This window comes from Nonomuraea sp. NPDC049646, from assembly GCF_044465525.1.
Taxonomy (GTDB): Bacteria; Actinomycetota; Actinomycetes; order Streptosporangiales; family Streptosporangiaceae; genus Nonomuraea.
This window is the reverse complement of record NZ_JBITLU010000008.1, coordinates 66,380-79,197: the sequence shown is the minus strand read 5'-3', so window position 1 is coordinate 79,197 and position 12,818 is coordinate 66,380. Positions and strand designations below refer to the sequence as shown.

12 protein-coding genes are annotated in these 12,818 nt (G+C 71.2%); 4 read left to right on the top strand and 8 right to left on the bottom strand.

The window, feature by feature from the left end; translation table 11 throughout:
* Window positions 1-2: 2 nt before the first annotated feature.
* Window positions 3-515: a bacterial proteasome activator family protein gene (locus ACIBQ8_RS24300; RefSeq protein ID WP_352318235.1), complete on the top strand. Its 513-nt coding sequence runs from the start codon at window positions 3-5 to the stop codon at window positions 513-515.
* On the opposite strand, the gene ACIBQ8_RS24295 is transcribed toward ACIBQ8_RS24300, so the two are convergent.
* Entirely contained in the window at window positions 506-1,285 is a 780-nt protein-coding gene (locus ACIBQ8_RS24295) for an HAD family hydrolase (RefSeq protein ID WP_397179971.1), read from the bottom strand. The genes ACIBQ8_RS24300 and ACIBQ8_RS24295 overlap by 10 nt on opposite strands.
* Before the next feature lie 250 nt (window positions 1,286-1,535).
* Between ACIBQ8_RS24295 and ACIBQ8_RS24290 the strand changes: the two genes are divergently transcribed.
* Both ACIBQ8_RS24290 and ACIBQ8_RS24285 read left to right on the top strand, forming a co-directional pair.
* Window positions 1,536-1,739 (top strand): cold-shock protein, encoded by a 204-nt coding sequence (locus ACIBQ8_RS24290; RefSeq protein ID WP_080043977.1) that lies wholly within the window; start codon window positions 1,536-1,538, stop codon window positions 1,737-1,739.
* 377 nt (window positions 1,740-2,116) lie between these two features.
* Window positions 2,117-3,484 carry a hypothetical protein gene (locus tag ACIBQ8_RS24285; protein ID WP_397193028.1) on the top strand — a complete coding sequence of 456 codons (1,368 nt, stop codon included), beginning with the start codon at window positions 2,117-2,119 and terminating at the stop codon, window positions 3,482-3,484.
* On the opposite strand, the gene serS is transcribed toward ACIBQ8_RS24285, so the two are convergent.
* From serS to ACIBQ8_RS24265, 4 genes are all read right to left on the bottom strand, one after another.
* Window positions 3,448-4,710, bottom strand: a complete 1,263-nt coding sequence (gene serS, locus ACIBQ8_RS24280; protein WP_358290963.1) for a serine--tRNA ligase — start codon at window positions 4,708-4,710, stop codon at window positions 3,448-3,450. The genes ACIBQ8_RS24285 and serS overlap by 37 nt on opposite strands.
* Window positions 4,711-4,840: 130 nt before the next feature.
* Window positions 4,841-5,761, bottom strand: coding sequence for a prephenate dehydratase (gene pheA / locus ACIBQ8_RS24275; protein ID WP_397179973.1), 921 nt, complete (start codon window positions 5,759-5,761; stop codon window positions 4,841-4,843).
* A 73-nt stretch (window positions 5,762-5,834) separates the two neighbouring features.
* The gene (locus tag ACIBQ8_RS24270; protein ID WP_364416540.1) at window positions 5,835-6,257 is read right to left on the bottom strand and encodes a DUF4446 family protein; all 423 of its coding nucleotides are present in this window, start codon (window positions 6,255-6,257) and stop codon (window positions 5,835-5,837) included.
* Window positions 6,258-6,279: 22 nt separating this feature from the next.
* Window positions 6,280-7,470, bottom strand: a complete 1,191-nt coding sequence (locus tag ACIBQ8_RS24265) for a glycosyltransferase 87 family protein (RefSeq protein WP_397179975.1) — start codon at window positions 7,468-7,470, stop codon at window positions 6,280-6,282.
* 204 nt (window positions 7,471-7,674) lie between these two features.
* Between ACIBQ8_RS24265 and ACIBQ8_RS24260 the strand changes: the two genes are divergently transcribed.
* Window positions 7,675-10,044 (top strand): hypothetical protein, encoded by a 2,370-nt coding sequence (locus tag ACIBQ8_RS24260; protein ID WP_397193027.1) that lies wholly within the window; start codon window positions 7,675-7,677, stop codon window positions 10,042-10,044.
* Here ACIBQ8_RS24260 and mptB read toward each other — a convergent pair.
* The 3 genes from mptB to ACIBQ8_RS24245 form a co-directional block, all read right to left on the bottom strand.
* Window positions 9,929-11,455, bottom strand: a complete 1,527-nt coding sequence (gene mptB / locus ACIBQ8_RS24255; protein WP_397193026.1) for a polyprenol phosphomannose-dependent alpha 1,6 mannosyltransferase MptB — start codon at window positions 11,453-11,455, stop codon at window positions 9,929-9,931. The genes ACIBQ8_RS24260 and mptB overlap by 116 nt on opposite strands.
* Before the next feature lie 212 nt (window positions 11,456-11,667).
* On the bottom strand, window positions 11,668-12,399 hold the full coding sequence (locus ACIBQ8_RS24250; RefSeq protein WP_397179978.1) for a glycosyltransferase family 2 protein: 732 nt from the start codon (window positions 12,397-12,399) through the stop codon (window positions 11,668-11,670).
* The gene (locus tag ACIBQ8_RS24245) at window positions 12,396-12,743 is read right to left on the bottom strand and encodes an STAS domain-containing protein (protein WP_352318253.1); all 348 of its coding nucleotides are present in this window, start codon (window positions 12,741-12,743) and stop codon (window positions 12,396-12,398) included. The genes ACIBQ8_RS24250 and ACIBQ8_RS24245 overlap by 4 nt, the downstream gene beginning before the upstream one ends.
* Window positions 12,744-12,818: the final 75 nt, after the last annotated feature.

The window sequence follows — 12,818 nt, the reverse complement described above, 5'->3', positions numbered from 1 at the left end:
TTATGAATGCTGAGGACAACAACACCCCTCACATCGTGGTGGTGGGCCCCGACTTCCAAGGTCAGGGCGATAGCGGTGATGAAGAGCGCTCGGTCACCAACCTGGTCGAGCAGCCCGCCAAGGTGATGCGCATCGGCAGCATGATCAGGCAGCTCCTGGAGGAGGTGCGCGCCGCCCCCCTCGACGAGGCCAGCCGCAAGCGCTTGAAGGAGATCCACGAGTCCTCCATCAAGGAGCTTGAGGACGGTTTGGCGCCGGAGCTGGTCGACGAGCTGGAACGGCTGTCGCTCCCCTTCACCGACGACAACGGCACGCCCCCCAGCGAGGCCGAGCTGCGCATCGCGCACGCCCAGCTCGTGGGCTGGTTGGAGGGTTTGTTCCACGGTATCCAGACCACCCTGTTCGCCCAGCAGATGGCGGCGAGGGCCCAGTTGGAACAGATGCGCAGGGCGCTGCCCGGCGTGCCGGGTGACGAGGGCCACCGGCCGCCGAGCGGGTCGGGCCCCTACCTGTAGAGCCGCTCCAGCACCTGAGCGACGCCGTCCTCGTCGTTGGACGCGGTCACGTGATCGACCGCCGCCAGCACGTCGGGATGGGCGTTCGCGACGGCGTACGACGTGCCTGCCCAGCTCAGCATGGGCAGGTCGTTCGGCATGTCGCCGAAGGCGACCACCTCGGCCGGCTTGATCTCGTGCCGCCCGGCGAGCGTGGCCAGCGCCGTGGCCTTCGTCACGCCCTGGGCGCTCATCTCGACCAGGCCGCCGTGGCTGGAGTGGGTCGCGGTCACCAGGTGGCCCACCAGGTCGTGCACGGTCGCGTGCAGCTCGTCGGCGCCCATGTCGGGATGGAGGGCGAGCAATTTGACGCAGGGCCGGGCGGTCAGTGCGTCTCGGTCAATCCGGACAACTCCGACACCCTTGCGATCCAGGCCGCCGAGCCGGAAATCGGACTCGTGCGCAAACCCACCTTCATACTCGACCGAAAATGCGAGACCGGACACGTTCGCTCGTAGCTGAGCGACGACTTCCCCGAGTACGCGGGCGTCGATGAGGTGAGATTCCACTATCCGTTCGGTATGCAGATCGTAGATCAGTGCGCCGTTGGCGCATACGGCCAGGCCACGGTGCCGTACGGCGCCCGCGACCTCCCTCATCCACCTCGGCGGACGTCCGGTCACGAACACGAGCGCGGCCCCGGATTCCTCGACTTTCGCGAAGGCCGCAGCCGTCCGGGGAGACACGGTTCCGTCGGCGCGCAGGGCGGTGCCGTCGAGGTCGGTGGCCACTAGGCGCGGCGGTGCAAGGCTCTGCATAACAGGTTCCAGTTTGCCCGGTGATGCCGCCTGACAGAAATCTTCGTAGGGACGGGAACACCAACGCGCCAGAATGGTGTTAGATGTGATGGCGTTGTATTAGCTGATCCCGTAGTGAAAACCAGCATGACTTTGTCTGAGCCACCCCGGGTGCTTGCTGTACGACACACCGGGATCCACGAGGTGTGGGTCCCATAGATTCACATCCTGAGGGAGAGCTTTTATGGCTCAGGGAACCGTCAAGTGGTTCAACGCTGAGAAGGGCTTCGGCTTCATCGCCCCGGACGGCGGTGCGCCGGACGTGTTCGTGCACTTCTCCGAGATCGTCGGCAACGGCTACCGCAGCCTTGAAGACGGCCAGCGGGTCGAGTTCGAGATCACGCAGGGACAGAAGGGGCCGCAGGCCTCCCAGGTCCGTGCCCTCTGACCTGTAGTTCGTAGTTCGCAACTAAGGCCGGGGTCCGCATTCCAGCGGACTCCGGCCTTTGTGCTTCCCGCCGAAGCCCAGGCCAGCCTCCGGAGCCCTCAGCCCGACGCCCCAGAGCCTTTGCCGGCCGCTCGCCAGAGCCTCCAGGACGCCGTCACGGCCCTGGGAGGCCCTCCGTGGCCCCTTCTCATGTCCGGACATGTACTCGCGCGCCAGAGGCCGTCTGAAGCGCCCGCGCGGACTGCCGTCCACAGGCGGACGTCTTCCTGTGGACAAAGGGGAGGTTCACAAATCAGTCACGGCCTCGGGCGCGGCCCAACTTCCCTCCGTCTCCCGCCATCCACCCGTATATGAGGTACGCGTGGTTATGTCACCCCGTGACCATCACCGGGGTCATCCTGCTCCTGCTCAACGACCACCTCTTCAAGCCGCTCTGGCCCGGCCTGCTCACCGGCAAGCTCAGTGACCTGGCCGGACTCGTCGTCGCCCCCGCCCTGATGGCACTGCTCCTCGGACGCCGCGCCGACCTGGCGGCCACCGTCCTGACCGGTCTGCTGTTCACGTTCATGAAGACCACGGAGACGGGCGCCGATCTCGCCTCCCAGGGCTGGAGCCTCGTGGCCGGGCCCTCGCGCGTCCTGGCCGACCCCACGGACCTGATCGCCCTGCCTGCCCTCGCCCTGGCCTGGTGGGTACGGCAGCGCAGCGCCGACGCCGACTCCCCGCGCCGGCGGATCATGGTCACCGTGCCGCTGGCCGTCCTGGCCGTGACCGCCACGGCCGGGCCCGTCCCGGCATCGGCGGCCCTGTCCGTGGACGTGACCGAATCGGGCAAGATCGTCGTCGGGACGACCGGCACGGAACAGAGCTCCCGCCTCTCCGACGACGGCGGGACGACCTGGACCGACGCGACCGCTCCCGCCTCCCCCCGGACGTCGATCAGCGCCCAGTGCGTGCCCGGCCAGGCGACCCGCTGCTACCGCGTCCGCCAGAACCACCTCGGCGTGGACCAGTCGGACGACGGCGGCCTCACCTGGCGGCCCTCCTGGGAACCGTCCCCCGACACCCGCCTCCGGCTGGCCAGGAAGCACGGCGAGGACGAGAGCATGCTCATGTCCTACGACCTGGCGGTCCAGGCAAGGCCCGGAGGACACGTCGTGGTCGTCGCCAACGGCGTGGACGGCATCCTGGTCAGGGACGTCTCAGGCGCCTGGCGTCGCCTCGGCTGGTCCTACACGCTCGACGACGTCCAGGACGACGAGGTGGACCTCGGCCCCGAGCGGAACGTCGCGCTGTTCCTGGCGATGTGCATGCTGCTGGGCGGCGTCGGCGCCAGGATGCGCCGGTATCAGGGCGCGTTCGCGGCATCGGGGGCGATCGGGGCGCTGGCCATGTTCGTCGCGCTGGACAGCGAGAGCGGCGAGGCGGCGCTGGTCGACCTCACCGCCATGTTCAGCTGGGCGGTGGCCCTGGCGGCCGGGCTGGCGTGCCTCGTACTGGCCTGGGACGGGAAGCCGCAGCCGGTGAGCGCGCTGACCGGCGTGGTGGCCGCGCCACTGGTCTACGCGGCCGTCTACCTGCCCTTCCAGGGCTGGGCACACGGCACGCCCGAGACCCACGGGACCGCCGTCACGCTCGCGGCCCTGCTGACCGGCCTGATCGTGATCGCGGGCGTCGCCGTCATCGCGGTCGACGCCCGCCGCCACTCCTACTTGGACGGCTCCAGCACGTCGAGCCCCACGTAGGGACGCAGCGCCTTGGGAACCACCACCGAGCCGTCGGCCTGCTGGTGGTTCTCCAGGATCGCCACGATCCACCGGGTGGTGGCCAGCGTGCCGTTGAGCGTGGCCAGATGCTGCGGCTTGCCGTCTTTGTCGCGATAACGGACGGCGAGCCTGCGCGACTGGAACTCGGTGCAGTTGGAGGTCGAGGTCAGCTCGCGGTAGCGGCCCTGGGTCGGGATCCACGCCTCGCAGTCGAACTTGCGTGCCGCCGACATGCCGAGATCGCCCGCCGCCGTGTCGATGATCCGGTAGGGGACCTCGATCTTGGCCAGCATGTCCTTCTCCCAGGCCAGCAGCCGCTGGTGCTCCTCGTGCGCCTCCTCCGGACGGACGTAGGAGAACATCTCCACCTTGTCGAACTGGTGGACCCTGATGATGCCCCGGGTGTCCTTGCCGTACGAGCCGGCCTCGCGGCGGAAGCACGACGACCAGCCCGCGTAGCGCAGCGGCAGCTCGTCGCCGCTCACGATCTCGTTGGCGTGGTAGCCGGCCAGCGCCACCTCGGAGGTGCCGACGAGGTAGAGGTCGTCCTCCGGCAGGCGGTAGATCTCCTTGTCGTGGGCCACGTGGAAGCCGGTGCCCTGCATGGTCTCCGGCTTGACCAGCACCGGAGTGATCATCGGCGTGAACCCGGCCTCGATCGCCTGCTGCATCGCCATGTTGAGCAGGCCGAGCTGCAGGCGCGCGCCGACGCCCTTGAGGAAGAAGAACCGCGAGCCGGACACCTTGGCGCCGCGTTCCATGTCGATCGCGCCGAGCGCCTCGCCGAGCTCCAGGTGGTCCTTCGGCTCGAAGTCGAACTGGCGCGGCTCCCCGAACGTCTCCAGGACGACATAGTCGTCCTCGCCGCCCGGAGGGGCGCCTTCCTCGACGATGTTCGGCACCGTCTGCATGAGCTGGTCGAGCTCGGCGGCCAGCTTCTCCGCCTCGGCCTCGGCGGCCTTGACCTGGCTCGCGAGGTCTTTGGCCCGCTGGAGCAGCGCGGCCTTCTCCTCGCCCTGCGCCTTGGAGACCGACTTGCCCATGCTCTTTTGCTCAGCGCGCATCGACTCGAACGAGGTCAGCGCGGATCGGTGGCGCTCGTCGAGGTCGAGCAGCGTTGCGACGACGGAGTCGTCCTCACCGCGGGCACGCTGCGACGCCCGTAGCCGGTCGGGATCCTCACGAAGGGTACGCAGGTCAATCACAAGGAAAGGCTACCGGCGCCCACCCCCACCCCGCCCCCGCATTCCCCGCTCCGCTCGGTGGGCGGCCACGGCCGGACTCGCGCCGACGCCCCCCGGAGCGCTTAGGCCCATGTGAAGGGCCTCTCCGTGGTCAGAGCCGGCCGGATCTGATGCGGGTCAGCCAGTCGGCGGCTTCGGCGAACTGGGTGTCGGCCGTGCCTCTCTTGATCTGCGGGGCCACCCCGTCGGCGCGGGGGTAGCTGCCGAGGAAGCGCACCTCGCCGCAGATGCGGTGGAGCCCGGCGACGGCCTCGCCCACCCGCGCATCGGCGATGTGCCCCTCGAAGTCGAAGTGGAAGAAATAGCGCCCGATGCCGTCGCCCGTCGGCCGGGACTCGATGCGGGTCAGGTTGACCCCGCGCACGGAGAACTCGGTCAGCATCTCCAGCAGCGCGCCCGGGTGGTCGTCGGCCAGGAAGACGACCAGCGTGGTGCGGTCGGAGCCGGTCGCCTCCGGCAGCGGCCCCGGACGGCTCACCTTGACGAACCTGGTCACCGTGTCGGACCGGTCGCCGATGTCGCCGGCCAGCGCGACCAGCCCGTAGTGCTCGCCGGCGATGCGCGCGGCGATGGCCGCGTCGTACGGCGAGCCCGGCAGCGAGACCTCTTGGGCCGCGGCGGCCGTGGAAGGCGCGGCGACCACCACGGCGTCGGGCAGCTCGCGGGCGATGTAGGCGCGGCACTGCGTGATGGCCGCGGGATGGGTGTAGACCCGCTTGATGTGCGCGATCTCGGTGTCGGGCCTGGCCAGCAGCGAGAACTGGACCGGCAGCAGCAGCTCGGCCGTGATCGTCAACGGCTCGCCCCAGGCGAACTCGTCGAGCGTGGTGGTGATCGCGCCCTCGATGGAGTTCTCCAGCGGCACGACGGCGCCGTCGGCGTCACCGGAGCGGACGGCGTTGAGCGCCGCGCTCACCGTGGCGCAGGGCAGCCGCTCGGCGGCGGGATCAAGGAGCCTCAGGGCCTCTTCGGTGAAGGTCCCTTCCGGTCCGAGATAGGCGAGTCTGGGCATGCATCCAGAGTATCCGCAGGTGGTCGCAGCACGCCGCCCTTTCGCCGACCGCGTACGGCACCCGTACGGACACTCAGCGTGAACCCTTCAGGACCCGCGGCGGCACCAGCGGCCCCAGCCCGAGCCGGGCCGCCCGCACCGCCTGCTCCTCCTCCGGCGACAGCGGCTGCTGGCCCTTCCCGCCCACCACCGGACGCACGTACGTGCGGGTCTCGCTGGTGCCGTTGATCGAGGTCAGCACGATGCCGTCGCCCAGCCCGTTGATCATGGCCACCGAGAACGACAGCCTGCCGCTCATCTCGGCGAGCGCGTCGTAGCGGCACACGGCCACGTCTCTGATCGCCTTGAGGTCGCCCGCGCCCTCGCTGGTCTGCCTGGCCACCCTGCGCAGGCAGTCGTCGACGGCGGCCCTGGCCTGCCTGAGGCCCATGTAGCCGATGAACACGCCACTCACCCCGGCCACGAGGCCCACGACTACCCAAGCGGTAACGAGCACGCCACAGAGGGTAATACTTCGGTCAAGCCAGTTGCCGCCGTTTGGGCAACCAGGACGCCAGCAGCCAGACCAGGACCAGCGCCCCGAGCCCGAACCCGTCCTGCACGATCTTCCCCAGCACCAGGCTCACCCCCGGGATCCCGGCGGCGATCAGCGAGACCCCCCACCAGGGCACGGGCACCACGTAGAACAGCCAGACCCCCGCGGCCACCCGCAGCCTGACCGGGTCGCGCCCGTCGCCGACGATCGCCCCGAGCACCACGACCACCCAGGCCAGATGGTGGATCCAGGCGACCGGCGAGAGCAGCACCGCCATCAGCGACGTCAGTGCCACCGCCGTCAGTTCGTCCTTCGCCTGGTACGCCGCCCGCGCCGCCCGGAACCCGTACCAGGCCACGGCCGCCACGATCACGGCCCACATCACGAACGTCAGCGACTCCGGCATGTACAGCCGCAGCAGCATGCCCCGGATCGACTGGTTCGTCGTGGCGGTGTTCGCCCCCAGCCGCTCCGGATCGAGCAGCGCCGAGAACCAGAAGGCGGACGCGTCCTGCGGGATCACCACGAACGGCAGCACCGTCAGCACGGCCGCCACGAACGCCGCCATGAAGAACGTCCGCCACTGCCTGGTGACCAGGAAGTAGATCAGGAAGACGCCGGGAGTCAGCTTGACGGCCGTGGCCAGCCCGACCAGGAACCCCCGGGGCAGCCAGGGCCGCCGCGCCAGGCAGTCCACCAGGCACAGGGCGACCAGTAGGATGTCCACCTGCCCGAACCGCACCTGGTCCCGGATCGGCATCAGGTACGTGCAGGCCACCATGAGCAGCCCGAACACCCACGGCACGTAGGCCCGCAGCGCCTGGCGGAAGGCGAACCAGACGGTGACCGCCAGCGCCGCGAAGATGCCGGCCGTCCACACCCATTGGGCGGTGCCCCAGGACATCTCGGCCAGCGCCACGGCCAGCATCGCCGCGATGGGCGGATAGGTGAACGGCAGCAACTGGGGCGCCGGGGTGAAGAAGTCGTACACCGGACGGCCGTCGAGCAGCATCTGGCCGCCGGTACGGTAGACGTCGAGGTCGACGAGCCGCTGGTCGTCCGGGTTGGTCAGCCATGTGTGCACGAGAGGCGCGGCCGCCGCCGCGACGACGAGCGCCACCACCGCCCACGCCCACCACTGCCGCCGGATCACTCGCACCTCGCCTCTTGTCACGATGTGGCACGTTACCGTGGCTGTTGATCGAGGGCGCAGACACTGGGGGTTCCGTACATGCCTTACGCCACGCTCGGGGGCGGGCACCAAGCGCGTCGCGTACGCCCCGCGTCCCCGAGCGCCGTGACCGGCTCCCGCCTGCGGCACCTCCGGACAGCGGCGCCTCGGGCGCGCCGCCGGCTCGTCACGGTGCTCCTCGGCCTCATGCTCGCCGCTCTCCTCCTTCCCGCCTCCGCCGCGGCCGCCGCTTCCCAGGGCGGTGCCGCGATGATCCGCTCCGGCGCCATGACCGCGCCGGGCGCCGCGGCGGCCTCGGGCAGCGGCGTCCCGGGGCGGGGCGGCCCGAAAGGGCGGCGGGTCGTGGTGGTGGGCGTCCCAGGTCTGCAGTGGAGCGACTTCAGCGAGTCGGGCACGCCCACCCTGTGGAAGCTCGCCGCCCAGGGCAGCTCGGCGTCGCTGTCCACCCGCGCCGTCCCGCCCAAGGACCGCGGCCTCACCTGCCCGATGGCGGGCTGGCTGACCGTCTCCGCGGGCCAGCGCGCCGGCACGCCCGGACAGGGCTGCCCCGCCGCGACGCCTCCCCAGCCCGCCGGGGACGGCGCCACCGTCCCCGGGTGGCGGGAGCTGGTGGCCTTCCAGGCCGACACCGGCTACGCGGCGCAGATCGGCACGCTCGGCCAGTTGGTGGCGGACGGCGGGGGCAAGGTGGCGGCGATCGGCCCCGGCGCCGCCCTCGCCGCCGCCGACAAGACCGGAAAAATCACTAAATACGCCCCCACCCTCGACGCCCTGAACGACCTGACCCCCTACAACCTGATCGTCTTCGAAGCCGCCGACCTCACCACCGCCTGGGCCCGCGGCCCCCTCGACGACCACGGGATCCCGGTCTCCCTCCCGGCCGCCGAACGTCAAGCCGCCGCGACCAGGGCGGACCAGCAGATCGCCGCCCTGATCGGCAGAGTGCCCCCGAACACCACCGTCCTGCTCGCCGGCATCTCCGACCTCAGCCCGAACGCCCACCTCCACGCGGCCCTCGCCACCGGGCCGTCCCCGAGCGGGCAGCCGTACCCGCCGGGCGGCTCCCTCACCGCCTCCTCCACCCGCCAGGACGGCCTGGTCACCATCACCGACCTCACCGCCACCGCCATCCAGCTCCTGGGCCTGACCGCCCCCCGCGACGTGGTCGGCCGCGCCTGGCAGCCCGACGGCGACGCCACCGCGCCGGCCGCCGCCACGGTGACCCGGCTGGCCGACGGCGACCTGGCCAGCCAGGTGCTGCGGGACGTACGCGGGCCCTTCTTCACCGTCCTGGTGAGCGTCCAGCTGCTCTTCTACGCCCTGGCCGCCCTGGCGCTGCGCCGCCGCCGCTCCTCCCGCGTCCGGCAGGCCCCGCCCGCGTCCGGCGCCGCCGATGACCGCACGCCGCCGGCGGCCGCCGCCGTGACGGGCGCTGCCGAGGCGAACGGCCACCCCGCCCCTGCCACGGGCGGCGAACCGGCCGACGCCTCGAAGCTGCTGGCCGCCATCCAGGTGGTGGCGACCGTCAGCGGCGCGATCGCGGTCTCCACGTTCCTGGCCCAGCTCGTGCCGTGGTGGAGCCTGCCGATGCCGATGGTCTCGGTGATCGTGACGATCCTGGCCATCGCCGCCCTGATCACCGGCCTCGCGTTCGCCGGCCCGTGGCGCGCGCACGTGCTGGGCCCGCTCACCGTGGTCGCGGCCGTCACCTCGCTCGCCCTCCTCATCGACGTGATGACCGGCTCGGCCCTCCAGGTCAACGCCGTGACCGGCTACGAACCCGTCACCGGAGGACGTTTCTACGGCTTCAGCAACATCGCCTTCGCCGTCTACGCCACCGGCACGGTCCTCGGCCTGGCCGGGGTGGCCCACTGGCTGCTCGGCAGGGGCGTCTCCAGGACGGTGGTCGTGGCGCTGTGCGGCCTGTACGGCGCCTTCGCCGTCTTCGCGGACGGTTCGCCCTCGTGGGGCGCCGACTTCGGCGGTGTCCCGGCGTTCGTGATCGGGGTGGCGGTCTTCCTCATCCTGCTGTCCGGCAGGCGCGTGTCGGTGGTGAAACTCCTGGTCGTGGGGGTGGGCGCGGTCGCGCTGATCGCCGCCATCTCGGTCTTCGACTGGATGCGCCCGGCCGACAGGCGCACGCATCTCGGCGCGTTCGTGCAGCAGATCATCGACGGCCAGGCGTGGACCGTCGTCGGACGCAAGTTCGGGGCCATGATCGGGGTGAGCGTGGGCAACTGGCCGCTGACCCTGCTCTCGGTGGTCGCGCTGGCGTTCCTGTTCCTGGTGCTGGCCCGCCCGTCGAGGTGGGGCGCCTCGGCGCTGGGTCAGGCGTACGCGCTGGCCCCGCCGCTCAGGGCCGGCCTGTTCGGGACGCTCACCTGCGCCTTCATCGGCTTCCTGATGAACGACTCGGGCATCGCCATCCCGGCCATGGCGCTCACGGTGGCGGTGCCGCTGACGCTCGCGGCCTGCGTACGGGCCCTGCAGCTCGCCACGCCCACCCCACCAGCAGAACGGTCAACGCCAGCAGCGCCCACGCGATCTGAGGCCTGAGGACGCCACTGAGCCATTCGGCCCCTTGCGGCTGCCCGTCGACCCGGGCGGGCAGGTAGGCCAGGGACAGGATCAGCAGGTGGGCGACCATGAACCCGTCGACGGCCGAGGCGCCCACCAGGGCGAGCATGCCGAACGCCAGCCCGTCGTACCAGGGCAGGATGTACGGCGTGGCGAACAGGTAGGCCACGACAAGCGCCGCCGCCACGACCGGCGCCTCCAGCCCTCCGGAGGCCCCCTCGCGGAAGGCGGACCGCCGGGACGCCAGCCGCAGCAACGACCAGGCGACGACCGCGAGCACCACCAGCGCGCCCACCTGGATCTCGCCCCGGTACGCGCGCCCGGTGCCCACCAGCGCCCAGAGCCACCCCTGCACCAGCTTCCAGAACGAGGCGTGCGAGATCGCCTTGCTGGTGGTCGTCACCGGCGTGATCGCCTCGGGCCCGACGACCGCGTAGCCGACGACCACCACGGCCAGCGCGGCGGCCGCCATGACGGCGAGCCGCCCCGGACGGCGACGCAGCTCCCACGCGGGGCCCAAGGCCACCAGCCCCGCGTTGAGCTTCGTCGCCACCCCGAGCCCGAGCAGCACCCCGGACGCCGCCGGACGTGCCCTGGCCAGCAGCGCGGCCACCATGCAGGCGATGGCCAGGGTGTCGGCGTGCATGCCCGCGACCAGGTGGTAGAGCAGGAGCGGGTTGACCGCCCACAACAGCGCGGCCCGCAGCCGCCGGGCGGGGTCGTCCCTGGTGAAGCGGTCGATCAGCAGGGCCGTGACGACGAAGGCGGCGGCGTTGAACACCGCCAGCACGAAGATGGTCAGCCGGAGCGAGTCGCCCCCGATCCAGCTCGCCAATGCCTGGAGGGCGGTGGCGACGGGCCCGTAGACGCTGGGCTCCTCGCGCCACGGCCGCTCGACCGCGTCGGCGATGGGATCGCCCGGCAGGTCGACGGCGCCGTGCGTGTAGGGGTTGAGGCCGAGCGTGACCATCCGGCCGTACACGGCGTAGTTGAGATGGTCGCCGGAGCCCGAGGGAGGCAGGAACGCGAGCACCCCCGCGGCGAGGCACCCGAGCAGCACCAGCGGCCGCACCGGCAGCCCGGGACGCGGCCCGGCGGCCAGCGCCGCCAGCAGCCCGGCCCCGCCGATGAGCAAGGCCGCGGCGGCCAGGACGAGCACCGCATAAGGATCAGGACGGGCGTCCACCCAGTACGGCGGCTGCCACCCCGGCCCGCCCAGCGCGGGAACCATGGGAGAAGGCCCGAGCAACCCGATCGTGATCGTCAGGAGCACCGAGACGGCGATCATCACCAGCCCGGGAACCGCGAGCCGCGCCCGGACGGCCTCGGCGAGCCGCCCCGGCCGAGGCGCCGCCGCCCGCCCACCGGCCGCGGAGGCCCGGGCGAACACCGGCCGCGCACCCCACGCGGCGACCCCGCCGCCGCCCGCCGGGAACCGGCGCCGGTCAGCGGCAGACCACGGAAGCCGCAGCGATGCCACCCAGAAAGGTGGGGCTTGTGCCTGTTTGCGGCGTCTCTCCGAAGTCACCCGCAAATTCCAGCACACTCGTCACGGCCCCAGCCCCAGATCATCCACGCCTGTGGATAACCCGGAGGCCGAAATCACCGCTTAGGAAGGAGTTTGCCGAGATTTTCGACGACCACCGGCTCCCGGCTCGCCAGAGCCAGGGCGACGTCCCGCAACTGCCGGGCGCGGTGCAACTGGGCCCGCCAGTCGTTGCCGGTGGCCCGGTGGGACATCTCCACCTCGACCTCGACGACCCTGAACCCCTTGCGCAGCAGGTCGATCGTGAGCGCCGTCTCCACGCCGAACCCGTGCGCCAGCGGCCGGGCGGCCTCGAAGGCGGCCCTGGTCAGGCAACGCTGGCCGTTGAGCGGCTGGGCGGCCTCGAAGCCGGTGGCGCGGCGGATGCCGTCCTTGGACACGCGCACGACTAACCCATGGCCGCCGAGCTTCACCCGGGTGCCGAACAGCGCGATCGTCATGTCGGCCTTGCCCTCGCGCACGGGCTCCACCAGCGGCGCCGCGGCGCTCGCCGTGTCACCCAGGTCGGCGTCGAGGAAGAGCAGGTGGCGAGGGGCACGGTCCTCGTCGAGGAGGCGTACGGCCTCCGCGCCCGTCTCCATGGCCGCGGCCTTGCCGCGGTTGCGGCTGTGGCGGACCACCCGCGCGCCCGCCGCCCGCGCCACCTTGCCGGTGCGGTCAGTCGAGCCGTCGTCGACGACCACGACGAGATCGACGCCCGGCAGGCCGGCCGCCGCGGCGACGGTGGCGGCGATGCGGTCGCCCTCGTTCACCGCGGGAATGACGACAGCCGTGTCAGCCTGCGTCATGATCCCTCGGTGATGAGGAACTCCTGCGGCAGCTCGTCGTGCACGGTGAACACCGAGACGAGCCCCGTGACCTGCAGGATCTTGCGGACGGCCGGACGCGGCGCGGCCACCTCCAGCACACCTCCCCGCTCTTTCATGCGCTTGAGCGCCGAGAGCAGCACGTTCATCCCCGTGGAGTCGCAGAAATCCACGGCGGACATGTCGATGACCACCCGGCTGGGCTCGTCCTGCAGCAGCCGAGTGAACTCGGCCTGCAGGTGAGGCGCCGTATAGAGGTCGATTTCTCCGGTGATGGCAACGAGTGCGCACCCGGCATGTGATCGAGTCGAGACCTTGAGCTCCACATGGGCAGGCTAGCGGCGCGGAGGCTTCCGGTCACGTTGTCACGCCGAGAGGGGAACGACAGGTTTTTGTCCTCC